The sequence below is a fragment of the Actinomadura sp. NAK00032 genome (assembly GCF_013364275.1).
In the GTDB taxonomy this organism is placed as follows: Bacteria; Actinomycetota; Actinomycetes; order Streptosporangiales; family Streptosporangiaceae; genus Spirillospora.
The window spans coordinates 1,196,589-1,219,838 of record NZ_CP054932.1; the positions used below are offsets into that span (position 1 = coordinate 1,196,589).

The 23,250-nt window shown below is 73.1% G+C and carries 26 protein-coding genes; 19 read left to right on the forward strand and 7 right to left on the reverse strand.

Annotated features, from left to right (window positions below):
• Positions 1 to 185: 185 nt before the first annotated feature.
• The gene (locus tag HUT06_RS05675) at positions 186 to 4,211 is read right to left on the reverse strand and encodes an AAA family ATPase (protein ID WP_176194733.1); all 4,026 of its coding nucleotides are present in this window, start codon (positions 4,209 to 4,211) and stop codon (positions 186 to 188) included.
• 89 nt (positions 4,212 to 4,300) lie between these two features.
• The gene (locus tag HUT06_RS05680; RefSeq protein WP_176194734.1) at positions 4,301 to 4,822 is read right to left on the reverse strand and encodes a gamma carbonic anhydrase family protein; all 522 of its coding nucleotides are present in this window, start codon (positions 4,820 to 4,822) and stop codon (positions 4,301 to 4,303) included.
• Positions 4,823 to 5,101: 279 nt separating this feature from the next.
• Between HUT06_RS05680 and HUT06_RS05685 the strand changes: the two genes are divergently transcribed.
• The 5 genes from HUT06_RS05685 (at position 5,102) to HUT06_RS05705 (ending at position 10,453) form a co-directional block, all read left to right on the forward strand.
• Positions 5,102 to 6,187, forward strand: coding sequence for a DivIVA domain-containing protein (locus tag HUT06_RS05685; protein WP_176194735.1), 1,086 nt, complete (start codon positions 5,102 to 5,104; stop codon positions 6,185 to 6,187).
• Between the two features lie 100 nt (positions 6,188 to 6,287).
• Positions 6,288 to 6,818: a peptide deformylase gene (def, locus tag HUT06_RS05690; RefSeq protein WP_176194736.1), complete on the forward strand. Its 531-nt coding sequence runs from the start codon at positions 6,288 to 6,290 to the stop codon at positions 6,816 to 6,818.
• 161 nt (positions 6,819 to 6,979) lie between these two features.
• A complete protein-coding gene (locus tag HUT06_RS05695; protein WP_302931781.1) occupies positions 6,980 to 7,714 on the forward strand; it encodes a response regulator transcription factor in 735 nt (244 codons plus the stop codon).
• Positions 7,714 to 9,186, forward strand: a complete 1,473-nt coding sequence (locus HUT06_RS05700) for a HAMP domain-containing sensor histidine kinase (protein WP_176194738.1) — start codon at positions 7,714 to 7,716, stop codon at positions 9,184 to 9,186. The genes HUT06_RS05695 and HUT06_RS05700 overlap by 1 nt, the downstream gene beginning before the upstream one ends.
• A 304-nt stretch (positions 9,187 to 9,490) precedes the next feature.
• Entirely contained in the window at positions 9,491 to 10,453 is a 963-nt protein-coding gene (locus tag HUT06_RS05705; RefSeq protein ID WP_176194739.1) for a S1C family serine protease, read from the forward strand.
• Positions 10,454 to 10,597: 144 nt separating this feature from the next.
• Here HUT06_RS05705 and HUT06_RS05710 read toward each other — a convergent pair whose 3' ends face one another.
• A complete protein-coding gene (locus HUT06_RS05710; RefSeq protein ID WP_176194740.1) occupies positions 10,598 to 11,425 on the reverse strand; it encodes an oxygenase MpaB family protein in 828 nt (275 codons plus the stop codon).
• Positions 11,426 to 11,514: 89 nt separating this feature from the next.
• On the opposite strand from HUT06_RS05710, the gene arfB reads away from it, so the two are divergent.
• The gene (gene arfB / locus HUT06_RS05715) at positions 11,515 to 11,940 is read left to right on the forward strand and encodes an alternative ribosome rescue aminoacyl-tRNA hydrolase ArfB (RefSeq protein WP_176194741.1); all 426 of its coding nucleotides are present in this window, start codon (positions 11,515 to 11,517) and stop codon (positions 11,938 to 11,940) included.
• Positions 11,941 to 11,977: 37 nt separating this feature from the next.
• On the opposite strand, the gene HUT06_RS05720 is transcribed toward arfB, so the two are convergent.
• Positions 11,978 to 12,694, reverse strand: a complete 717-nt coding sequence (locus HUT06_RS05720) for a response regulator transcription factor (protein WP_176194742.1) — start codon at positions 12,692 to 12,694, stop codon at positions 11,978 to 11,980.
• A 197-nt stretch (positions 12,695 to 12,891) separates the two neighbouring features.
• On the opposite strand from HUT06_RS05720, the gene HUT06_RS05725 reads away from it, so the two are divergent.
• The 10 genes from HUT06_RS05725 to HUT06_RS05765 all read left to right on the forward strand — a co-directional run bounded on the left by HUT06_RS05725 (position 12,892) and on the right by HUT06_RS05765 (position 19,079).
• The gene (locus HUT06_RS05725; RefSeq protein WP_176194743.1) at positions 12,892 to 13,146 is read left to right on the forward strand and encodes a MoaD/ThiS family protein; all 255 of its coding nucleotides are present in this window, start codon (positions 12,892 to 12,894) and stop codon (positions 13,144 to 13,146) included.
• 85 nt (positions 13,147 to 13,231) lie between these two features.
• On the forward strand, positions 13,232 to 13,939 hold the full coding sequence (locus tag HUT06_RS05730; RefSeq protein WP_176194744.1) for a DUF2993 domain-containing protein: 708 nt from the start codon (positions 13,232 to 13,234) through the stop codon (positions 13,937 to 13,939).
• 47 nt (positions 13,940 to 13,986) lie between these two features.
• Positions 13,987 to 14,502 (forward strand): sigma-70 family RNA polymerase sigma factor, encoded by a 516-nt coding sequence (locus tag HUT06_RS05735; RefSeq protein WP_176194745.1) that lies wholly within the window; start codon positions 13,987 to 13,989, stop codon positions 14,500 to 14,502.
• A complete protein-coding gene (locus HUT06_RS05740; RefSeq protein WP_176194746.1) occupies positions 14,499 to 15,233 on the forward strand; it encodes an anti-sigma factor in 735 nt (244 codons plus the stop codon). The genes HUT06_RS05735 and HUT06_RS05740 overlap by 4 nt, the downstream gene beginning before the upstream one ends.
• Positions 15,234 to 15,399: 166 nt before the next feature.
• Entirely contained in the window at positions 15,400 to 15,741 is a 342-nt protein-coding gene (locus tag HUT06_RS05745; RefSeq protein WP_254715729.1) for a thioredoxin family protein, read from the forward strand.
• A 116-nt stretch (positions 15,742 to 15,857) separates the two neighbouring features.
• Complete coding sequence (locus HUT06_RS45530) at positions 15,858 to 15,923, forward strand: Ms5788A family Cys-rich leader peptide (RefSeq protein ID WP_353070578.1); 66 nt, start codon at positions 15,858 to 15,860, stop codon at positions 15,921 to 15,923.
• 80 nt (positions 15,924 to 16,003) lie between these two features.
• Complete coding sequence (locus HUT06_RS05750; RefSeq protein ID WP_176194748.1) at positions 16,004 to 16,441, forward strand: DUF4395 domain-containing protein; 438 nt, start codon at positions 16,004 to 16,006, stop codon at positions 16,439 to 16,441.
• Positions 16,438 to 17,277: a sulfurtransferase gene (locus HUT06_RS05755; protein WP_176194749.1), complete on the forward strand. Its 840-nt coding sequence runs from the start codon at positions 16,438 to 16,440 to the stop codon at positions 17,275 to 17,277. The genes HUT06_RS05750 and HUT06_RS05755 overlap by 4 nt, the downstream gene beginning before the upstream one ends.
• Positions 17,278 to 17,308: 31 nt before the next feature.
• Positions 17,309 to 17,617 carry a DUF1416 domain-containing protein gene (locus HUT06_RS05760; protein ID WP_176194750.1) on the forward strand — a complete coding sequence of 103 codons (309 nt, stop codon included), beginning with the start codon at positions 17,309 to 17,311 and terminating at the stop codon, positions 17,615 to 17,617.
• A 160-nt stretch (positions 17,618 to 17,777) separates the two neighbouring features.
• Positions 17,778 to 19,079 carry a hypothetical protein gene (locus HUT06_RS05765; RefSeq protein ID WP_176194751.1) on the forward strand — a complete coding sequence of 434 codons (1,302 nt, stop codon included), beginning with the start codon at positions 17,778 to 17,780 and terminating at the stop codon, positions 19,077 to 19,079.
• Here the strand turns inward: HUT06_RS05765 and HUT06_RS05770 are convergent.
• From HUT06_RS05770 to HUT06_RS05780, 3 genes are read right to left on the reverse strand one after another with little or no spacing between them, the layout of a single operon-like run.
• Complete coding sequence (locus HUT06_RS05770) at positions 18,967 to 19,545, reverse strand: hypothetical protein (RefSeq protein WP_176194752.1); 579 nt, start codon at positions 19,543 to 19,545, stop codon at positions 18,967 to 18,969. The genes HUT06_RS05765 and HUT06_RS05770 overlap by 113 nt on opposite strands.
• A complete protein-coding gene (locus tag HUT06_RS05775) occupies positions 19,542 to 20,138 on the reverse strand; it encodes a hypothetical protein (RefSeq protein WP_176194753.1) in 597 nt (198 codons plus the stop codon). The genes HUT06_RS05770 and HUT06_RS05775 overlap by 4 nt, the downstream gene beginning before the upstream one ends.
• Positions 20,135 to 20,743, reverse strand: coding sequence for a hypothetical protein (locus HUT06_RS05780; RefSeq protein ID WP_176194754.1), 609 nt, complete (start codon positions 20,741 to 20,743; stop codon positions 20,135 to 20,137). Before HUT06_RS05780 ends, HUT06_RS05775 begins: the two co-directional genes overlap by 4 nt.
• Positions 20,744 to 20,834: 91 nt before the next feature.
• Here HUT06_RS05780 and HUT06_RS05785 point away from each other — a divergent pair, with 91 nt between their 5' ends.
• The 3 genes from HUT06_RS05785 to HUT06_RS05795 all read left to right on the forward strand — a co-directional run bounded on the left by HUT06_RS05785 (position 20,835) and on the right by HUT06_RS05795 (position 23,242).
• Entirely contained in the window at positions 20,835 to 21,992 is a 1,158-nt protein-coding gene (locus tag HUT06_RS05785; RefSeq protein ID WP_176194755.1) for a S8 family serine peptidase, read from the forward strand.
• 15 nt (positions 21,993 to 22,007) lie between these two features.
• Positions 22,008 to 22,523: a hypothetical protein gene (locus HUT06_RS05790; protein WP_176194756.1), complete on the forward strand. Its 516-nt coding sequence runs from the start codon at positions 22,008 to 22,010 to the stop codon at positions 22,521 to 22,523.
• A 281-nt stretch (positions 22,524 to 22,804) separates the two neighbouring features.
• Positions 22,805 to 23,242 carry a YbaB/EbfC family nucleoid-associated protein gene (locus tag HUT06_RS05795; protein ID WP_176194757.1) on the forward strand — a complete coding sequence of 146 codons (438 nt, stop codon included), beginning with the start codon at positions 22,805 to 22,807 and terminating at the stop codon, positions 23,240 to 23,242.
• Positions 23,243 to 23,250: the final 8 nt, after the last annotated feature.

Sequence of the window (23,250 nt, forward strand, 5' to 3'; positions counted from 1 at the left end):
GGGCACATGACCCAAGAGGGCCATTCGCGGGCCACCTTGCCGACTGGTCTTCCCGGGTGATGCCCATCTGATGCCCCGCCCCGCCAACAGGGACGCACGACGCTCAGGTACCGGCGCGTTTCATGGTGGGGGGCGACCCCCCACGCCCCCCGGCAAGGGCTTCCGCGCGGGCCCCTTCGCTGCGCTCAGGTGCCCGCGCGGAAATCGCCCAGGAGCTGCTCCAACGGAGTTTCCGGGAGGTCGCGGGCGGTGAGGCGGGCGACGGTCGCGGCGTTGACGTCGGCGCCGGCGAGGCGGGCGGCCTGCCGGGCCACCGTCTGCTCGAACAGGGCGCGGACGGTCCGCGCGTAGGCGAACCGGGGGTCCTCGCGCATCGCCGCGAATCGCGACAGCAGCTCGACGCGCAGCTCCTCGTCCAGCATGTAGAGGTCGCGCTCGGCGTAGCTCTGGAACAGCCGCACCATGTCGCGGTCGCCCATCCCGGTGAACTCCATGATCCGGCCGAACTCCGCGCGGAACGCCGGGTTGCCCGCGAGGAAGCCCTCCATCTCCGCCGCCGGGCTGGAGCAGACCACGATGAACCGGGTGCCGGACTGGTGCATCCGGCGGAGCAGCTCGTCCACGACGGCGGGCGCCCGGTCGAGCCGGTACGCCTCCTGGATGAGCAGCACCCCGCCGAGCGCCTGGTCGACCATGGCCGCGACGCGGTTGCGGGTGTCGACCTGGTCGCGCCCGGCCAGGTGGACGGGACGGCACGCCACCACGTGCCCGGACTGGAGCAGCCCCAGCGCCGCGTAGACGCCGCCGACCAGCCCCGCAACGGTCGTCTTCCCGGTGCCGGGCGGGCCGGTGAACACCAGGTGGCGGGGGGCGTCGCCGGACACGCCGTACCGCGCGCGGTCGGCGGCGAGCGCGGCCTCGTCGGCCAGCTCCCGCACCGCCGCCTTGACGTCCTCCAGCCCGGTGAGCTGGTCGAGCTGCCGCAGGTAGCCGCCGATGTCGCCGGGCGGCCGCAGCGCCGGCTCGATGCCCTCCGCGACGCCGGAGAGGTCGTCCGGGGTGAGCACGAGCCGGTCGTGGGACGCCCCGGCGCGTTCCATGTTGCGCTGCGCCGCCTGGTCCAGGTAGGCCTCGACGAGGCGGGCGTTGACCAGGTCGCCCGGGCCGCGGAGCCGCTCCAGGTCGGCCCGGACGGTCTCCAGCGCGGCCGCGCCGATCGTCACCCGCCGCTCGTCGGCGAGCAGGTGCAGCAGCGTCATCCGGTTGTCGAGGTCGCCGAAGTCGGGCAGCCGGTGGACGCGGAACGCCTGCACGAGCTTCGGGTGCTCCTGGAGGAGCCGCCGGTACGCGTGCGGCTCGCACGTCGCGATCACCGGGGTCGTGTTCACCGGGTCGCGGCGGGCGCGGCGCACCGCCCCGACGACGGCGGCCGGGTCGGCGGCGTCGGCGATCGCGACGTCCAGCCGCTCGAACAGGACCACCGGGCCCGGGCGGGCGAGCAGTTGCCCGATCCGCTCCGGCGGCGCGTTGCGGACGTCCTCGGCGTCGTGCGCGCGGATCGACCCGTCGCCGAGGCCCGCGTTCGCCAGCGTCAGCGCGATCATCCGGGACAGCCGGCGCTGCCCCGAGTGGGGGTCGCCGACCAGCAGCACGGCCGGGACGCCCGACTTGATCGCGCTCGGCGCGCCGTCCACCCGGGTCGCCTCGGCCTGGTCGCCGGTCGGCTTGGTCCACTCCTCGGCCTGCGTCCGGACGTCGCCGAGCAGGATGGACGCGTCGTGCTCCCCGTAGAGGAACCCGAACCCGAACCGCTCCAGGACGCGGCGGGTGCTGCGGTCGCTCGGCGGCGGGATCTCGTCGACGGGACGTTCCGGGGACGGCGTGTCGTCCAGGAAGTCGAAGTCGCCCACCATCGTCTTGGACATGATCTTCGTCCCCGGAGGGGGCGCCACGGAGCCGCCGCCCGCGGGGACGGGCTGCGGCGGCACGGGCGGGGAGTCCTCGATGTCGCCGGGCCCGAGGACGCGCGTCCCGGGCGGCTGGTTCGCCGGCGGGGGAGGCGTCGGGGACTGCGCGGCCGGGCCGGGCTGCGGCGAACCCGGGCCCTCGACGCGGGTCGAGTACGCGTCGAACGTGGTCGGCTGCGGTTCAGGCGGGCCCACGGGCGCGGGCGGTTCCGGTTGCCGGACGGGCGGCGGCGGAGGCTGCGCCTGAACCGGTGCGGGGGCCGGGGCCGCACCCGCCGGCTGGTAGCCCAGCTGCGTGTAAGGGGGGACGAAGTCCTCGTCCTGCGGCTCCTCCTGCGGGGAGAAGCCGCCGAGCTGCGGTTCCGGCTGCGGAGCCGCGGCCTGCATCGGTGCCGGGTTCTGGACCGGCGGGGGCGGCGCCGGGCTCTGCATGGGCGCGGGCGGCTGCGCAGGCGCGGGAGCCGGTGGCTGCGCGGGCGCGGGCGGCTGCGAGGGCGCGGGCGGCTGCGCGGCGGGGCCGGGGCGCTGGAAACCGAGTTCGGTGTACGGCGGGGCGACGCTCGCCTCCTCCTCACCGGAGGGCGTGCCGAGCAGCGGGTCAGGGGGTGCGAACGCGGCCTGCTGGCCGGGCCCGGGTTGCTGGTGCGCGGCCGGGGCGGCGGCGGGGCCGGGCGCGTCCTCCATGCGCGGCTGCGCGGGCGGCTGCACGAATGGCCGGTCGGGCTCGGACGGCGCGCCCTGCGGCTGCGGCGGCGTGCCGGGCGCGATGCCGGGCTGGCTCTGCATGGCGAGCGGCGACGGCTGCGCGGGCGCGGGGTTCGGCTGCGGCGTGGCCATCGTGGACGCGGCCGTGGCGCGGGCCCGGTTGCGCCCGATGATCCCGGCGATGATCGCGGTCGGGACGGGGAAGCCGCGCGGCCGGGCGGGCATCCCGCCGAGCCGGCACCACGCCAGGTCGGCCTCGTACATCGCGGCCAGCAGCGACTCGGCGCCCTGCCCGGACCCGGCCGCCGAGCGCAGCGGCTCGGGCAGGCGCATGTCGGAGGGCCAGAGCCGGCGCAGCGGGTGCCCCTTCTGCTCCGCCACCGCCTGCACCGTGTACCGGATCTCCGGGTCGAGCCACGGGACGATCGTGCCGACCATGTCCTTGCGGACGACGTTCAGGTCGGCCGCGAGCAGCGCCGCGGCCACCAGCCGGGGCTCCAGGTAGGCCGGGTCGGCCGGGTCGCCGGACAGCTCGGCGATCTGGTCGCTGAGCGTGTAGAACGCGTGCCGGAAGTTGTCCCCGGGCGAGCTCTCGTTCCGCAGCGACGGGACGAGGTGCGGCGGGCACCGGGTGAGCCACTGCTGGACGATCGCCTGGTCGCCGTACGGCAGCGCGCCGTAGTCGACGGTCGGGTTGGCGAGCGTGGTGCTGAGGATGGCGAGCAGGGCGTCCGCCCGCATCTGGAACCGGACGTCCTCGCGGAGCGCGCTGGCGACGGCCCACATCGTCCGCAGGACGACGACCGCCGCGTCCACCCGGCTGGCCCGGAGCCGCTCCGCGTACAGCGCGACGAGGCTCTCCAGGGTGGGCGGGGTGAGCCAGCGCGGGCCGTCCACGTCGGGCAGGGGGCGGGCCCGGTAGGGCTTCCAGAGGTCGAGCATCTGCGCGTCGAGGCGCGCGTCGAACGCGGGGGCGGCCGAGCACCACAGCATCACGCCCCACGCGGCAGCGACGGTCGACGGCGTCTCGGCGGTGAAGTCCGGCCACCAGTGCGGGTAGTCGGGGGCGCCGAGCGTCGCGGCGGACTCGACGGTCGACCGGACGCGCGAGGTCAGGTCGGTCGCGAACCCGTGCCCGACGAACGGCAGCCCCTTCGGGGGGTCGTAGCCGAAGTCGGGCCCGGCCGGGACGACGTGCGGCGGCAGGTTCGGCACCTGCCCGGCGCCCTGCTGCGCGGGCCTGGCCGCCATCCGGACGGCGGGCGTGCGGGGCGGCGGGCACAGGTACCACTGGCCGTCGGACGGGTGCAGCCGGTACCAGCGGGCCCACGCGCCGAACAGCCACCACGTCCCGTCGGGGAGCACGAGCATGCGGCCGCCGATGGCGTGGTGCCGCTGCTGCGGAGGCGCCGACGGCCACCACGCGGCGGCCACCATCGCCCGCGTGTCGCGCTCCGCCTCCGTGAACGGATCCTGCCCCCGCTGCGGGCTGGGCGGCGGAGCGCTGCCATAGCCCGGTCCCCACACCACGATGGTCATCGTAGTCAGCAGAACCCGCCCGGCGGGCCCCTGACCGGCGCGGAAGCGGTGTCCTCGCAGGTCAGCGCGAGATCAAGCGGGGCTTGACGTCACCGCCACTCGGCGGCGCGGTGCCGCTCGGCCTTCTCCATGTAGACCGTGGGCGTGTAGTCCAGGACGAGCCGGTCGTCGTCGGTCAGCTCCCGGACGATCTTGCCCGGCGTCCCGGCGACCAGCACCCCGGACGGGATCTTCTTGCCGGGCGGCACCAGCGCGCCGGCCGCGATCAGCGTGCCGGCGCCGATGCGGGCGCCGTTCAGCACGATCGCGCCGATCCCGATGAGCGCGCCGGTCTCGACGTGGGCGCCGTGCACCATCGCCTTGTGGCCGAGGCTGACCCGGTCCTCCAGGACGGCGGGCATCCCCGGGTCGCAGTGCAGGCAGCTGAGGTCCTGGATGTTGCACTCGGCGCCGACGACGATCTCCTCGTCCTCGGCGCGCAGCACCGAGCCGTACCAGACGCTGGACGCGCGGCCCAGGGTCACCCGCCCGACGACGACCGCGCCGGGCGCGACCCATGCCGACGGGTCGATCTGCGGCCGGTCCGCGCCCAACGCTCCCAGGTAGCTCATGCCGCCGATGCTAGGACGCGGCCCGTCCCGCCCGCGGACCGGGGGGCATCGGATTTGACCGGATTGGATAGTTTGTCGAGCCCACCGGCAAGAAGAAACGGCAGCAAGAAGCGTGTTCCGGTTGCGCGAAAGGGGTGGACCGGACAAGAGTCGTCCTGACGTATCCGTGCGTCCCTGTGGTACGTCCGCATCCTGTGGGCCCGCTCAGGCGGGTGAGGCTTGTTATCGCGTCCGACCCTGACGGGGTGATGACCCCCGCCAACGACCCCCCAAGGCACCATGAGCAACGAAGCCGAGATCCTGCCCAACCTCCTCCAAGACGAGTCCTTCGAGATCGTCATGCGCGGCTACAACCGCCGCCAGGTCGACGACTACATCGCCCGCGCCCAGCAGAAGCACCGCGAACTGGAGGCGCGCCTCGCCCGCGCCCAGGACGACGGCGAGCGCCTCCGCCGCGAGATGGCCGAGCTCAGGGAGGCGCGCAAGCCCACCGGCGACGACCTGAGCGACCGCCTCCGCCAGATCATCAACCTGGCCGAGGACGAGGCCCAGGACAAGGTCGCCCAGGCCGAGGCCAAGGGCGCCGAGATCCGCGAGGACGCCGAGCACGAGTCCAAGCGCATCATCGACGAGGCGCGCTCGCACGCCGACAAGAACCTCGCGCAGGCGCAGGAGAAGGCCGACCGCGTCCTCGCCTCCGCCAAGAAGGAGTCGGACAGCGTCCTGTCGTCGGCGAAGCAGGAGGCCGAGCAGACGGTGACGAGCGCGCGGCTGGAGGCCGAGCGCACCCTCACCGCGTCCGAGCGCCGCGCCAGCGTGATCAACGAGGGCGCCACCCAGCGGCTCACCGCGCTGACCAAGAACCACACCCAGGCGCTGCAGCGGCTCACCGAGATCAGCGACACCCTGCACCGGCTGCTCACCGCCGAGAACGAGGCCGGGCCGCTGGAGAAGATGGTCGAGGACGCCGTCCGGCAGAGCGGCCCGCGCAAGCAGGCCCCGCCCGCGCAGCCGGCGCCCGCCGCCAAGCCGGCGCCCGCCGCGACGGCCAAGCCGGCCACCGCCCCGGCGCCCGCGACGCCGAAGCCCGCGTCGGCCCCCGCCCCGGCCCAGGGCCCGGCGCCCAAGCCGGCGTCGGCCGCCGCGCCGCCCGCCGCGCCGTCGGTCAGGAAGCCCGAGCCGACGTCGGCCGAGCCCGCGGGGCCGTCCGCGCCGCCCGCGCCGTCCGCTCCGCCCGCTCCGCCCGCGCCGTCCGCCTCGTCCGCGCCGCCGCAGGCCAAGCCCGCCCCGCGCCCGGTCGAGGACGCCGCCCCGGTGCACCCGCCGGTCCCGCCGCAGCAGCCCCGCGGCCCGATCGAGCTGTAGCGGAGCCGGGCCGCAGCACGCGCCCGTCCGCCCGGCGGTGCGCCCGTCCCCTCTCACGAGGGGACGGGCGCGCCGCCGCACGCTTTGTAGGATCTCGGGCGTGAGGAAAAGGACCCATCCGCGAGGCGGGACCGCCCGCCCGGTCAGGCTTCTCGGCGACCCTGTCCTGCGCACCGAATGCGACCCGGTCCGGACGTTCGACGCCTCCCTGGAGCGCCTCGTCGACGACATGTTCGTCACCATGTACGAGGAGGACGGCGCCGGGCTGGCCGCGAACCAGATCGGCGTCGGCCTGCGCCTGTTCGTGTACGACTGCGAGGACGACAAGGGCCGCCGCCACGTCGGCCACGTCGCCAACCCGGTGCTGGTCGCCGCCGACGGCGAGCAGCTCGTCGAGTCGGAGGGCTGCCTGTCCGTCCCCGGCCTGCGGTTCGAGACGTCGCGGTACGCGCACGCCGTCGTCGAGGGCGTCGACGTGAAGGGCAGGCCCGTCCGCGTGGAGGGCACCGGCTACTTCGCGCGCTGCCTCCAGCACGAGTGCGGGCACCTGGACGGCCGCGTCTACATCGACGTCCTGTCCGGCGACGCCCGGCGCGAGGCGATGCGGGCCATCCGCGCCCTCCAGCACTGACCCGCGCCCCGCCCCTCCCACACCGCCCTGCCTCGCCTAACCTGGCCAGTCGCGCTTCCAGTCGGAACCGGGGCGGCGCTCAACGTATCCTCTGCCACCATTCAGGGGACGTTCAGGTTCGGCTGGAATCCTCGGCGATGATGTGGAGGGGGACTGGGCAATTGTCTGAACGGACGGCGAACGGCGGCAAGGCGGCGACCTCGGAGGCGACCCTGCTCGTCGTCGAGGACGAGCCCAACATCCTGGAGTTGCTCGCCGGCAGCCTGCGCTTCACCGGGTTCGACGTGGTCACGGCCACGAACGGGGCGGACGCGGTGCAGTCGGCGCGGCGGCACCGCCCCGACCTGATCGTGCTGGACGTGATGCTGCCCGACATCGACGGGTTCGACGTCGCGCGGCGGCTGCGGTCCGGCGGCGACCACACCCCGGTGCTGTTCCTGACGGCGCGCGACGCCGTGCAGGACCGCATCAAGGGGCTGACGATCGGCGGCGACGACTACGTCACCAAGCCGTTCAGCCTGGAGGAGGTCATCGCCCGCATCCGGGCGGTGCTGCGCCGGTTCCGCGGCGGCGCCGCCGAGCCGCCGCCCCGGCTGGTGTTCGCGGACGTGGAGCTGGACGAGGACAGCCACGAGGTGTGGCGCCGCGGCCGGCCCATCCAGCTGTCCCCGACCGAGTTCAAGCTGCTGCGCTACTTCATGGCCAACGCGGGCCGCGTCGTGTCGAAGGCGCAGATCCTCGACCACGTGTGGAACTACGACTTCCGCGGCGACGCGGGGATCGTGGAGTCGTACGTGTCCGCGCTGCGCCGCAAGGTGGACAATGCCGAACCGCGCCTCATCCACACGCTGCGCGGTGTGGGCTACGTCCTGCGCGAGCCGTCGAGATCGGGCTGATGCCCCGGTCGCCGCGCCGCGCCCTGGAGCGGCTGTGGGGGCGGACGTCGCTGCGCGTCAAGCTGATCGCCGGGATGCTCGTGCTCGTCACGTTCGGGATGACGGTGATGAGCGCGGCGGGCGCGTCGGTGCTGCGCCAGTACCTGGTGGGCCGGGCCGACGACCAGCTGCGCAGCTCGGTGGGGCGGGCGATCGAGCAGGTCATCCCGCAGCTGCGGCGCGGCGAGGTCAACATCGACGTCCGCATTCCGAGCGAGATGTACGGGCAGGTCCGCACCGACGACGGCCACGCCGTGGGGCAGAACCCGGCGTGGAGCGAGACCGGCCACCCGAAGCTGCCGGCGGACCTGCGCGAGCACATCGACCGCCCGTTCACGGTGCGCGGCACCGGCGGCTCGCAGTGGCGGATCCTGGCCGAGCCGATCCCGGGCGGCATCATCGTCCTCGCGTTCAGCATGGACGAGGTGGACCGCACCGTGCAGCGGCTCGTGGTGATCGACGCGATCGTGGGGCTGCTGGTGCTCGGCGTGCTGGTCGCGCTCGGCGTGTGGGTCGTGCGGGCCAGCCTGCGCCCGCTCGCGGCGGTCGAGGAGACGGCGGGCGCGATCGCGGCCGGCGACCTGTCGCGCCGCGTCCCGCAGGCCGACCCGCGCACCGAGATGGGGCGGCTCGGCCGGTCGCTGAACACGATGCTGGGGCAGATCGAGGCGGCGTTCGGCGCGCGCGCCGAGTCGGAGGCGGCGGCGCGGCGCTCGGAGGAGATGGCGCTGCGCTCGGAGGAGCGGATGCGGCGGTTCGTCGCGGACGCCAGCCACGAGCTGCGCACCCCGCTGACCGCGATCCGCGGCTTCGCCGAGTTCTACCGGCAGGGCGCGGCCCGCAGCCCCGCCGAGCTGGGCCGGCTGATCGGCCGGATCGAGGAGACCGCGTCCCGGATGGGGCTGCTGGTGGAGGACCTGCTGCTGCTCGCCCGGCTGGACCGGCAGCGCCCGATCGAGCGGCGTCCGGTGGACCTGCTCGCGGTCGCGGCCGACTCCGTCCAGGAGGCGAGAGTTCTCGCGCCCGAGCGCAAGATAGACCTGTCGGTCGAGGGAGGGCTGGCGTACCAGGTGCGGGGGGACGAGCCGCGGCTGCGCCAGGTGCTCGGCAACCTGCTGGCCAACGCGATCGCGCACACCCCGGAGGGGACGCCGGTCGACGTCCGGCTGCTGCCCGGCACGCTGCGCGACGGGCCCGCCGCGGTCATCGCCGTCGCCGACCGGGGCCCCGGCCTGTCCGCCGAGCAGGCGGAACGGGTCTTCGAGCGGTTCTACCGGGCGGACGAGGCCCGCTCGCGCGACTACGGCGGCGCCGGTCTCGGCCTCGCCATCGTCGCCGCGCTCGTGGCCGCGCACGCGGGCGTCGTGGAGGCCGACTCCACGCCGGGCGGCGGCGCCACGTTCCGCGTCGTCCTCCCGCTGGCCGACGACTAGCCCGCGCGGCCGGACGACGGGCCGTTGGGCGGAGACCTGGGTCACATTCAGGCAATGTTCAGGTAAGTGCGCTTAGGTGGTCGTACAGGGCGCGCCCCGGTCTCGACGGGGAACGGGAGTCCGCGCCCTGGCCAACCTCACCCCCCGGGTCGCCCGCTGGGGGCACCGCGACCGTGGGTTTCACCGCCCGCGGTCGCGGTTTTTTCATGTCATGTCGGCTTTCAGCACACTTTCAGGTTCAATCCAGGCGGCCTGCAGCCCCGGCGCGCACTCTCGATGGTGAGCGAACGACAGGGGGATCCGCATGAACACCGACACCGGACGGCCGCAGCCGCCACCATGGGAACCGGGGCGACCGGACGTCGCCGCGCAGGGGCAGTGGTCCTGGCAGGACGTCCCGCCGCCCGGCACGGGCGCTCAGGAGGCGGCCGGGCCGGCGGCTCCGGGGATGCTCGGCACGGCCCGGCGCAAGCTCGCGGCGGTGGGGGCCGCCGCGGCGCTGGCGCTCGGGGCGGGCGCTGGAGGCGCGGCGGTGACGCTGGCGCTGACGCACGAGAACACCGTCTACGCGAGCCCGACGGCGGTCTCGGGGGCCTCGTCCACCAGCACGACCGCGCAGGTGGCGGCCGCCGTCCAGCCGAGCGTGGTGTCGATCCAGGCGCAGACCGCGTCCGGCGTCTCCGGCGGGTCCGGCGTGATCCTGCGCTCGGACGGGGTGATCCTCACCAACGCGCACGTCGTGTCGGGCGCCCGGCAGGTCGCGGTGAAGTTCAGCGACGGCCGGACCGCGACGGCGCAGGTCGTCGGGGCCGACTCCGGCGCCGACATCGCCGTGATCAAGGCGCAGGGGGTGTCCGGCCTGAAGCCGGCGACGCTCGGCGACAGCGACCGGCTCGCCGTCGGCGACCAGGTCCTCGCCGTGGGCAGCCCGCTCGGCCTGGAGGGCTCGGTGACGTCCGGCATCGTCAGCGCGCTGGGCCGCGAGGTGCAGGAGGGCGACTCCGACCAGCAGCTCCCGCCGGGACTGCGCGGGCAGCTGTCCCAGCAGGAGCAGACCGTCATCAAGAACGCGATCCAGACGGACGCCGCGATCAACCCCGGCAACTCCGGCGGCGCCCTGGTGAACTCCTCGGGCCAGGTGATCGGCGTCAACACCGCCATCGCCACGTCCGGGAGCAGCGACGGGAACATCGGGGTCGGCTTCGCCATCCCGATCGACTCCGCCAAGAAGACCGCCGACGAGATCATCGCCGGCGCCTCGGTCTGATCCGGCCGCCGTCCGGCCAGGCTCTGGGGGGAGCGGGCGGACGGGCGGCGGACCGGTCAGAGGGTCCTCCCGGCCGGGCCGGGTTCGGGAGGGCCTGGCAAGGGAGAACGGCCGCGCGATCCGCCTGTGGGATCGCGCGGCCGTTCAGCCGCGCACGCTGATCGCGGGCCTCCGCTTCACCTTGGCCAGCATCCTGCGCGTCGAGTGCAGGTAGTACTCGCGCGGCAGCGTCCGGATCCGCTGCGGCAGCCGCGGGTACACCGCCGACAGCACCGCCAGCAGGAGCCGGAACCGCGCCTGCCGCGCCCGGGACCACGTCCACCCGTACTGCTCGCGGATCGGCGCCGGCATCAGCCCGGCGGTGAGCAGCCGGATCATCATCAGGCCGGGCGCGTTCAGCGGCCCGCCCGGCAGCTTCGGGTGCAGCACCTGCTCCGCGACCGCCCGCGACGCGTCGCTGATCTCCAAGGTGTGGAGCATGTCGGCGTAGTAGGCGCGGAAGTCGCGGTAGGTCTCCGGCATCCGCCCCTCGGGGCAGCCCAGGATCGTGGCGTAGACCTTGGTCTGCCCGTAGAACTCCTCAAGCTCGGCCTCGGTGAACGTCCGGCGGAAGAGCGCCTGGTAGAACTGCGTCGCCACGGCGAACAGGGTGGACGCGACCCACACCTGAAGTTCTGGGTCGTTGGCCTCGTAGCCGGGGCCGGTGATGGACTCGTGCCCCTTGGTGACGAGCGCGCTGAGGGTCTCGGCCTCCTCCCGCGTCCCGAACTGCACGACGTAGAGCCAGCCCATGGTGTTGCGCAGCCGCCGCGCGGGGTCGTCGGCGGTGTAGCTGTGGTCGTACACGCCCTGCGCGACCTTGGGATGTGCCGTCTGCAGCAGCGACGCGGCCCCGCCCGCCGCGATGAGCGCGCCCTCCCGCGAGATGACGCGGATGAGGTCGCCGTCCTGGAAGATTCCCGCAGCAGTCATGGCGAGCATTGTAAGTAAGTGCTTGCAGTTGGTGCCAGGCGGGGTTTAACCGGACGACAGGGCCGCATCACCCCTGCGACAATGGGGGCATGTCCGCCCAGATCCACGTCCGCGGCTCGGTCGCCATCCCGGAGACCGAGCTCAGCTGGCGCTTCTCCCGCTCGTCGGGGCCGGGCGGGCAGCACGTCAACACCAGTGCCACCGCCGCCGAGCTCTCCTTCGACGTCGCGAACTCCCCGTCCCTCCCCGAGCACCTGCGCGCCCGCGCGCTCGACCGCCTGGCCGGACGGCTCGTCCGCGGCGTCCTCACGATCCGCGCCGAGGAGTACCGCTCCCAGCAGCGCAACCGCGACGCCGCCCGCACCCGGCTGGCGACCCTGCTGGCCGAGGCGACGGCGCCGCCGCCGAAGAAGCGCATCCCGAAGAAGATCCCGCGCGGCATCAACGAGCGCCGCCTGGAGAACAAGAAGCGCCGCTCCGCCGTCAAACGCCAGCGCTCCACCCGCTGGGACTGAACCACCTCACGCGCAGGTCCGTCGTCCCCTAGCGGCCCTACGCGCGGGCCGGGGTCTTCTCTTCGGCGTCGCCGGGCCGGTGGTCGGGGACGAAGCGGTACCCGACGTTGCGGACGGTGCCGATCAGCGACTCGTACTCGGCGCCCAGCTTGGCGCGCAGGCGCCGGACGTGGACGTCGACCGTGCGGGTGCCGCCGAAGTAGTCGTAGCCCCAGACCTCCTGGAGGAGCTGCGCGCGGGTGAAGACCCGGCCCGGGTGCTGGGCGAGGTACTTCAGCAGCTCGAACTCCTTGAAGGTCAGGTCGAGGACGCGGCCGCGCAGGCGGGCGGTGTAGGTGGCCTCGTCGATCGTGAGGTCGCCGCTGCGGATCTCGCCCGGGACCTCGTCGGCGTCGGCGCCCGCGGCGGCGCGGCCCACGGCGAGCCGCAGCCGGGCCTCGACCTCGGCGGGGCCCGCGGTCTGCAGCAGCACGTCGTCCAAGCCCCACTCGGGGCTGAGGGCGGCGAGCCCGCCCTCGGTGACGATGGCGAGCAGCGGGCAGTCCAGCCCGGTGGTGCGCAGCAGCCGGCACAGGCTCTTGGCCTGGACGAGGTCGCGGCGGGCGTCGACCAGCACGACGTCGGCCGGGTCCGTGTCGATCAGCGCGGACGCCTCCGCGGGGGCGACGCGCACCGAGTGCAGCAGAAGTCCGAGCGCGGGCAGGACCTCGTCGGAGGGCTCCAACGCGTTGGTCAGCAAGAGCAGGCTGCTCAAATGCCGCCTCCCGTCCAAAGACGTCGGACCCGGACGGCTCATCTCCCCAGCCCCGCCCAGGGTCGGCGACTCTACGACGAGGCGACCATGAAGGGCCTTTCGGATGAACTCCATGGCCTCGTCGCCCGGATCCCTCCCCCAGAGCATAACGGACCGGTCACCGGCGGCTCCGAGGCAGGACGTTGAATACTGGTCCCATGGCCAAGGGGACGATGCGGTACTGGGCGGCGGCGAAGGCCGCCGCGGGCACGCCGGAGGAGCCGTACGAGGCGGGGACGCTGGCGGAGGCGCTGGCGGCGGCGTCGGCGGCGCGGGACGAGGAGTTCGCCCGGGTCGTCCGGCGGAGCTCGTTCCTGATCGACGGGGACCCGGTCGGAAGCCGGCCGCACGCGTCGGTCGTCCTGCCCGAGGGCGGGGTCGTGGAGGTGCTGCCGCCGTTCGCGGGCGGGTGACGCAAGGTCATTCTCCGGTGTGACCCGGTTTGGTGCGAACCCGCATTAAGGTGTGGCGATCGCATGCCGTCGTCAGAGGAGAGACATGCGGAAGGTACTGCTGGTCCTGCTGATCTTCGTGGCCGTCGTGCTGGTCGCCGCGGACCGCCTCGGCGTGCGCGTCGCGCAGGACAAGATCGGCGAGCAGGTGGCGGCGCAGTACAACCTGACCCAGCAGCCGGACGTCACCATCCACGGCATCCCGTTCCTGACGCAGGCGATCGGCGGCGAGTACAAGCACATCGAGGTCGAGATCGGGAACTGGACGGAGCAGGGCGTCACCGTCTCCGGGGTCACCGTCGACATGCGGGGCGTGAACGCGCCGCTGTCGGAGGTCAGCAAGGGCAGCTCCGCGAACGTCACCGCGAAGACGGCAACCGCGTCCGCGGTCATCCCCTACGACGTGATCCGCAAGGAGGCGCCGAAGGAGGTCAAGGCGATCCGGCCCAAGGGCGACGACCTCTCGGTCGACCTCACCGGCAACATCCTCGGCTTCCCCGTCTCCGGGACCGCGGTCGTCGAGGTCAAGCCGACCGCGAAGGGCATCGCGATCACGCCCGTCTCGGTGGGCTCGGACGGCGCCGCGCAGATCCCGCTGGCGCTGGTGAAGCGGTCGCTGACCTGGGTCGTGCCGGTCGCCGACCTGCCGGTCGGGTCGCGGATCAGCCAGATCCAGCCCACGCCCGACGGGCTGCGGGTCGCCGCGACGGCCGAGAACGTCCACCTGAACGATCTCCAGCAGGGGCGCAGATAGTCCGCGCCGGAGGTGAACCGCCCGGCCGGGGCGTACGTGACAGTGGTGTGGGTCCGACCGCCGATGAGGGTTTGCTTCGCGCTCTGTACAGCGAGCACGGGGGTCCCCTCCTCGGATACGTCCTGCGGCTGACGGGAGGGGACCGGACGCAGGCCGAGGACGTGGTGCAGGAGACGCTGCTGCGCGCGTGGCGGCATCCGGAGGCGCTGGCGGGGCGTCCCGTGCGGCCGTGGCTGTTCACGGTGGCGCGGAACCTGGTCGTGGACGCGCACCGCGCCAAGCGCGCGCGGCCGCCGGAGACCGGGATCGACGAGCACGTCATGATGACCCCGGACGGTTCCGACGACATCGACCGGGCGCTGGAGTCCTGGACGGTGGCGGAGGCCCTGGCCGGGCTGAGCCCGTCGCACCGGGCCGTCCTGGTAGAGACCTACTACAAGGGCCGGTCGGTGGCCGAGGCGTCCAAGACGCTCGGCATACCGCCCGGCACGGTGAAGTCCCGCACCTTCTACGCACTGCGGGCGCTCAAGCTCGCATTGGAGGAGCGGGGGTTGGCGCCATGAACGACTGCACGGACGTGCGCACCTCACTCGGGGTGTACGTGCTCGGCGCGCTCGACCCCGGCGAGCGGAGCCAGGTGGAGGGCCACCTGGAGCGCTGCCCCGCCTGCCGGGACGAGCTCGCCGGGCTGGCCGGCCTGCCCGCACTGCTCGGGCGGGTCGAGCGGGAGCAGCTCGAACAGTTGGCCGGGCCGCCGCCTGAGTTGCTGGACGGGCTGCTTGCCAGGGCGGCCGAGCGGAGGAGGGGACGGCTCGGACCGCTGGGGCGCCCGGCCGGCGGGCGCGGCCCCGCGGGGTGGGCCCCGCTCGCCGCCGCCGCGTGCCTGCTGCTGGTCGTCGGGGGCCTGTTCGGCGGCTTCGTCCTGCCGCTCGGGCGGGACGGCGGCGGCGCGGCGGCGCAGGCGTCGCCGTCCGCGACGGCCTCCCCGGCGGCGACCGCCGAACGGATCAGCGCCACGAACCCGCAGGGCGACATCAAGGGCTATGTGGTGCTCCGCAGGAAGGCGTGGGGGACCGAGGTCGAGCTCCATCTCGCCGGGGTGCCGAAGGGGTCGCACTGCCGGTTGCAGGTGATCGCGCGGGACGGCCGCCGCGACGCGCTCGGCAGCTGGTACGTGCCGTACGACGAGGGCTACGGTGAGTACCGCGGGTCGACGATGTTCCCGCGCGGCCAGCTGTTCTCGTTCGAGGTCGTCGGGCTGGACGGGCGGCCGATCCTCACCATCCCCACCTGAGCGCCTCCCCGGACGGGCCGGGTCCGGGGAAGAAACACGCGTCCCCGCGAGGTTGTGCATGTCGATGACCGGAGCATTGATCGCCGCGGCGGTCCTCATCGCGGCCACGGCGTTCGGCCTCGTCCGGCGGCGCCGTGACGGCGTGCTGCGCGCGCGCCGGGACGTGCTGGGCGCGCGTAGAGGGGAGGACGAGGTGGCGGAGACCATCCGGCCGGAGGACCTGGGCGCCGAACTCGGCGCGAAGGCCACGCTGCTGCAGTTCTCCAGCGCCTTCTGCGCGCCGTGCCGCGCCACCCGCCGCGTCCTCGGCGAGGTCACCGGGATGGTGGACGGCGTCGCCCACGTCGAGCTGGACGCCGAGGCGCACCTCGATCTCGTCCGCCGGCTGAACATCGTCCGGACCCCGACCGTCCTCGTCCTGGACGACGCCGGACGGGTCGTCCGGCGCGCCACCGGAGCGCCCCGCAAGCCCGACGTCATCGCGGCCCTGGGCGAGGTGATCGCTTGATCGGCAGCCCTGCGACCTGCGTCAGGACGACTGTCACCGTCTCGGAAGGCGAGACAGATGTGACAGCGCGTGGATTGCCGCTTAACATCGAGTCCGTGCGTTACTGGACAGAGCAGATGCTCACGAAGCGCCGCGCGGTCGACTTCTGCCGCGTGGCCGCCTCGCTCTGTCGCCCGGCCTGAGGCATCGAGCCCGTCCGCCCCCGAGCACTTCTTCCTACTTCCAGCTCGTACGCACGCTTCCGCTCCGCCAGGAGTCCCCGATGCAGGTTGATCCGCGTGGGCCGCGCTTCGGCGCGGCGGTCACGACCGTCGTCCTCATCGCGGTCCTGGTCACCGGAAGTTGGGCCCTGCTCGCCGCCCAGGCCGCCGTGTTCGCTCTCGCGACCTTCCTCGGCCTGCGGTACGCCCCGTACGGGCTGCTGTTCAGAGTGCTCATCCGTCCCCGGCTCGCGCCGCCCAGGGAACTGGAGGACGCCGCCGCGCCCCGCTTCGCGCAGGGTGTCGGGCTGGCGTTCGCCCTGGCCGGAACGGCCGGATACGCGACGGGGACCACCTGGCTCGGCATCGGTGCCACCGCCCTCGCGCTGGCGGCGGCGTTCCTGAACGCGGTGTTCGGGTTCTGCCTCGGCTGCGAGATGTACCTGCTCTTCCGACGTGTCACCGCGAAACTCCGCTCCGAGAGGAAGGTTCCCGCATGAGCCGCTCAGACGTCCTGGTGGACACCGACTGGGTTGAGTCCCACCTGGACGACCCCGGCCTGGTCCTCGTCGAGGTCGACGAGGACGTGTCCGCCTACGACAAGGGCCACATCCGTGGCGCCGTGAAGATCGACTGGAAGACCGAGCTGCAGGACCCGGTCCGCCGCGACTTCGTGGACAAGACCGGGTTCGAGCAGCTGCTGTCCGCCAAGGGCATCGCCAACGACGACCTGGTGATCCTGTACGGCGGCAACAACAACTGGTTCGCGGCCTACGCGTACTGGTACTTCAAGCTGTACGGCCACACCAAGGTGAAGCTGCTCGACGGCGGCCGCAAGAAGTGGGAGCTCGACTCCCGCGAGCTGGTCACCGACGTCCCGACCCGTCCGGCCACCGACTACAAGGCCAAGGACCAGGACCTGACCATCCGCGCGTTCCGCGACGAGGTCGTGGAGGCCATCGGCAAGCAGAACCTGGTGGACGTCCGGTCCCCCGACGAGTTCAGCGGCAAGCTGCTCGCCCCGGCGCACCTGCCGCAGGAGCAGTCGCAGCGGGCCGGCCACATCCCGACCGCGGCCAACATCCCGTGGTCGAAGGCGGCCAACGACGACGGCACGTTCCGCTCGGACGAGGAGCTCCGCGAGCTGTACACGGCGGCCGGCGTCGACCTGAACAAGGACACCATCGCCTACTGCCGGATCGGCGAGCGCTCCTCGCACACCTGGTTCGCGCTGCGCGAGCTGCTCGGCATCGAGAACGTGAAGAACTACGACGGTTCCTGGACCGAGTACGGCTCGCTGATCGGCGTGCCGATCGAGCTCGGCGCCGGCAAGTAAGTCCGCTGACCTTCCGAGTACTGGAGGAGCAATGACCCAGGGCTGCGCAGCGCCCGAGCAGACGGCGCACCTGCCTGCGACCGTCGACCTGACCAACGAGGCCGTCATCCAGGGCACCGTCACCCGCGGCGGCGTCCCGGTGTCCAGCGCCTACGCCCGCCTGCTCGACGCGTCCGGCGAGTTCACCGCCGAGGTGGTCACGGGCGACGAGGGCGTGTTCCGGTTCTTCGCCGCCGACGGCGACTGGACCGTCCGCGTCCTCGCGGCCGGCGGCGTGAGCATCGACAGCACCGTCACCGCGAAGACCGGCGAGGTCGCCGGCCTCGAGGTCGCCATCTGACCCGGTCGCCCGACCGCGCACGGATCCTTCGGACCCCGCCGTCCCACCCCACCTGGGACGGCGGGGTCCGTCGCGTCTCACCTGGACGATCGACCGGCCGGGACGGACCCGCTCGTACGCCCACCACGACGTTCGGCCGGATCCTCTACGATCGGGCGCCATGGCCTGGCCGTCCGCCCGTTCGCCGCTAGTCCTCCCGTGGGCCGCGCTGAAGCTCGCGGGGCGGTTCGCCCTGCCGCTCGCCCTGTGGTTCACCGTGGGCGAGCTGCTGCGCTACGGCGCGATGTACGGCGGCTACCGGCTCGGCGCGATGAAGGGCACGGCCGCGTCCGTCGCACCGATCGTCACCATCGGCCTGCTCGTGGTGATCACGCTGACGGTCACGGTGCTGATGGTGCACAGCGTCCGCCAGGGCCTGGACGTGGTGCACGCCCGCGAGGCGGACGGCGACCTGACGCCGTGGGCGGTCGGCAACGAGGAGCCGGTGATCGGCGCGATCGGCCGCGCCGCGCTCCCGTTCGTCATCTTCTACCTGGCGTGGGGGCTGCAGAGCGAGGACGCCCGCGAGTTCGCGTCCGCGGCGGCGAGCCGCGGGTTCGCCGAGGGCGGCCTCGAAGGGCAGATCGAGGGCGCCGGGATGCTGCTGTCGCTGGAGAAGCACATCGGCCTCGCGATCGGCCTCACCGCGGGCCTGTTCGTGCTGAAGGTGCTGGCGGAGTGGCGGCTGGAGGAGCGGCTGCCCCGCGCCATCGGCGCGCTCGTCGCGTTCCTGGAGATCAACTTCGCGCTGTTCGGGATCTTCACCATCGACCACCTGCGCGGCCTCGGCACCGACTGGCTCACCGGGCGGGAGGTGTGGGGCTGGGTGACCGGCGTCGCCGGCCCCGCGTTCGACCTGTGGCCGCCGTTCAAGGACGCCGTGCTCGGCGCCCTGATCTGGCTGGTCATCGCCGGGGTGATCCTCGGTCTGGACGCGGGGGACGAGCGGGTCGTGCTCGGCGGCGGCCGGGCGGGACGGCGGCTGGCGCGGGCGGGCGCGATCGACCGTGTCAACAGCCCCCGGGAGCTGCTCACCCGCGGGCTGCGGGAGATGTGGCTGCCCGCCTGGTACGGGCTGCGGCTCGTCCGCCGGTCCGGGATGATGCCGTTCGCCACGTTCTGCCTGCTGTTCGCCGGGCTCTACGCGGGGGAGGACGCGTCCCGGCGGCTCGTGTACGAACTGATCGGCCCGCACGAGGTCGCCTGGTGGATGCAGTGGCTGCCCGCCATCGGCTACGGGACCGCGCTCGTCTTCGAGGTGCTGCGCGTGTGCCTGCTGGCGGCGGCGTTCAACCTGGTGATGGCGCGGGTCAGCGCGAGAAACGCAGCGAAGCCAGTGGGCCCCCCGGTTTCCGCGTCTCCTTCGGTGCCTGGATATGCAGCTCCAGTTCGTCCGCCTTGGCACGGGGCACCGTCGCCTTGACGGTGATGCCCATCGCGACGCCCGCCTTCGGCTCGGCCGTCCGCAGCCCGACCGCGAACCACACGCGGCCGTCGCCGTCGTGGAAGCGGTACCGCAGGCCGTAGGAGCCGACCGCCTTGGCGCTGGCGGCGTCCGAGGGCCGGACGGCCAGTTTCAGCCGCAGTTCCACCACGTCGCCGCCGCTCTGCCGGTCGCCGAGCGGCGCGGCCGTCCGCCGGTCGAGGACCTTCCATTTCGCGCCGACCAGCTCGCCGATCCGGCCCTCGGGGAGCGCCGTCACCTTCTCCGGCGGCTTCAGCGAGTCGCGCATCAGGTCCGTCTCGTCCGCCCAGGGGATGACGAGCATCGCCGCCATCGCGCACACGAGCGCGATGGCCTGCACGACGCGCCGGTCGCGCGGCCGCATCCGCCGCTCGGACAGGTCGGGCAGCGGGATCCCGTCCGGCCGGGTATCGGAGGCCGTCACGGGTCCCGCACCTTGTACCGTTCGGCCGCCCCGCCGACGAGCCGGGCCGCCTTCTCCTCGTCGAGCCCGAGGTCGATGTCGGCGGCCGACGACAGCTGCGGCAGCAGCCCGCCGGTGCCGACCACCAGATGCGCGCCCTCCACCCGCTCCTTCGGCAGCTCGAACACGAACTTGGTGGACGCCCAGATCATCGGCTGGTACATCGGCTGCTTGACCGAGGCGTCCGACGGGCGCGGATCCACCCGGAACGTGTAGCCGCCCGGCGTCTCCAGCTCCGCCGTCCTGAGCTGCAGCGGCTCGCGCGCCGCCATCGCGCTGAGCCTGACGACCAGGTAGACGCCGTCCGTCCCGACCGGGGGCCTGCCGCTCAGCGCGAGGTCCGGCTCCAGCGACCGCGCCGCGTCCACGCCGTCGACCCGCACGGTGAAGTCGCGGGTCTCGACCTTCTCGCCGACCGTCCCCCCGGTCCGGATCGGGTCGAGTTCCGTCGCCCGGACCTCCGGCCGGACGGAGTGCAGCCACATCGCGCCCGCGAGCAGGACCGTCCCGCCGAGCCCGGCGCCGCCCCGCAGCAGCACCCGCCGCGCGGTCACGAGGCGCCCACCGCGAGCGTGAGGCGGCCGGCGAACTCGTCGCTCTTCTGATCCACGATCCAGTTGAAGCTGGTGTCGGTGAAGCCGTGCTCGTACTTCCACTCGCGCAGGCCCACGGTCAGCTTCTTCGGCGAGTCGGCCGGGCCCATCTCCCACATGGCGGACGCCTCCACGGGCAAGCCCGGCTGGGCCGTGCCCGTGGAGGCGCCGCCCGCGACCCCCTCGATCCGCTCGGGCTTGACCCACTTGCCGGCCTTGGTCAGCGCGACGACGCCGTCCGTCAGGCCGCCGGTGCCGAGCGACTCGGTCTCCTTGCCCTTGTTGAGCACCCGCATCCGCATGATGAGGAAGCGCTTCTCGCCGCTCCCGAACGTCTCGTCCGCCACCCCGGTCCGCACATCGCGGACGGTCACCTCGAACAAGCCGAGGTCGAGCCGCTCTCCCGCCTTCTTGACCGGCTGCTTGGGCTTCTCCTTGAACCCGCCCGCGGCCCCCACCCCCGCGCTCAGGACGGCGACCACGCCCAGCACGGCCAAGGACACGACCCACCGCCGCGCCTTCGCGCGCTGCGGGGGCGCTGGGGGGACCGGTGCCGTCGGCTGCATCCGCCAGATGGTAATACGCCGACATGTCCGTCCCGGCTCATCCCGGTAGGGTGCATGTTGCTCATGCCGCGATTCGGGCTCTGGAGGAACGGTGCTGCGGCGTACGTCGACACTCGCTCTCGCATCCGCCATCGCGCTGGGCGCCCTGCTCACCCCTCCGCTGGCGGGTACCCCGGCTTCGGCGGCGCCCGGCTGCTCCGAGGAACTCGTGTACGGCAGCCCCGCCAGGGAACTGCCGAAGCAGCTCTGGCCGCAGGAGCGGCTGAACTTCACCGACGTCTGGGAGCACACCCGCGGCCGGGGCGTGAAGGTGGCCGTCGTCGACAGCGGCGTCGACACCAGCCACCCGCAGCTCAGAGGGCACGTCAAGGCGTACGACGTGACGAAGAGCGGCCTGCGCGACTGCGTCGGCCACGGCACCGCCGTCGCCGGCATCATCGGCGCCGCCGACCTGCGCGACAAGGGCATCCCGTTCGTCGGCGTCGCCCCCGAGGCCGAGATCATCTCGGTGAAGATGGCGGTGAAGGCCACCGGCAACCAGTCCGGCTGGGCCGCGCAGGCGATCAAGAAGGCGGTCGACCTCGGCGCCAAGGTCATCAACATCTCGTCCCAGTCGCCCGACCTGCCCGACCTGCGGGCGGCCGTGCACTACGCGCAGAAGCGCGACGTCGTGATCGTCTCGGTGGCCGGCAACCTCACCGACCGCACCAAGCAGACCCCGCAGAAGGCCTACCCGGCCAGCTACCCCGGCGTGATCTCCGTCGGCGCCCTCGGCAAGGACGGCACGCTCGCGAACTTCTCCAACACGGTGACCCCCGTCACCGTGACCGCACCCGGCCAATCGGTCATCAGCACCTGGCCGCGCGGCTCCTACAAACTCGACGACGGCACCAGCCTCGCGGCCCCCTACGTCGCCGGCACCGCCGCGCTGATCCGCGCGTTCAACCCGAAGCTGAACTACAAGCAGGTCAAGCACCGCATCGAGAACACCGCGGACGGCGCCCAGGCCCAGGGCACCGGCTCCGGCGTGGTGAACCCCCTCCGCGCCGTCACCACCGTCGGCACGGGCGGCGGCACCACCCCCACGACCCCGGTCGCCGGCGTCCAGCGCGTGTCCATCGACCAGCCGCCCCCCGAGGACGCCTTCGGCCGCAACATGGCCCTCGCCATAGCCGGCGCGGCCCTCGCCATAGCCGCCGCCGTAGGCGTCGCGGCCCTGGTGATCCCCGCCGCCCGCCGCCGCCCCTGACCCAGGAGCAATCCCATGCACGCTCCGGTGGAATTAGACGTAGGGATGCCGCCGAGTTCGAAATACACGGCCGCCGTATTGACCGCGATCCTTGTCGTCGTCGAGGTCTTCCTCGTGGCCGTGGTCTGGCCGCAGGGCGCGGGCGGGATGTTCTTAGCGGTCTGCATGGCGATTGTGTCCATTCTGGGCCTCGTAAGCCTTTCGTTGAGCCTGGTAGTGGCCATCGGCATGTTCCGCTACCGGGTCTGGCTCGAAGGGACGACGCTGTGCATTCAGGCCCCTTTCAGGGTGCGCCGTTCTGATCTGGCGCAGGCGGCCACCGTCGAGGTGCAGGAGAACGCCCGGGGCGTGCCCTTTCTCATCGTCCGCGGCGGTGGAGGGGAACTCCTGCAAGCTCGCATGCTGACGTCCGAAAAACGGTCCCTCCCTTACGACCAGTTGGAAGCCCTGGCCGATGCCGTCGCCGCCGGACCCGCGGCGGAAGCGCCGGAGACGCGGAAGGCGCTGGCCCGTCTCAGGCCGGCGCGCTAGTGGACGCCGACTCCCCTGTACAGTCGGTAGCCCATGATCGGCAAGGGGGGCGCGGGGGGTCGTCATGTGAGGTTCAGCCGCCCTCCGGCCTGATGCTAGGCTGCGGCTCACCTGTCCGCTTTCAGCTAATTCCTCGATCGTGGACGGCCGTTCCGATCAGATGGACGAGCGTCTGGCGACCCGACCGGCAGGGTCGATGCACGGCTCCCGGCCGGCGCGCCGTCCGGGTCGGGACCGCCGCCGAATCACTCCCCGAAGATCTTCGATTACGGAGCGTTCTGATGGACCCTACGGGCAACCCCGAAATCGACCGCTACATGAAGGTCATCCAGGACCAGTTGGAGCAGGCGACGAACATCCAGTCCCAGCTCGCGGAGTTGAGCGGCGAGGGCGCGTCGGCCGACGAGCAGGTCCGGGCGACCGTGGGGCCGAGCGGGAACCTCATGGCCCTGACGATCGAGCCGAAGGCCATGCGGCTGGGCTCGGAGGCCCTCGCCGAAGCGGTCCTGGAGGCCGTGCGGGTGGCGACGCAGAACGCCGTGGAGAAGGTGGCCGAGCTCACCGAGCCGCTGCTGGCGGGGGAGAACCTCGCCCAGATGATGACGGGCAACCTGCCGGGCGTCTCGTCCGACCTGCAGGCCGGCATCCCCGACCTCAGCAAGTCCGGGGACCCGCTCCAGGACGCTCTGAAGCACCTGAAGTCCAACTACCGTTTCTGAGCGCCGAC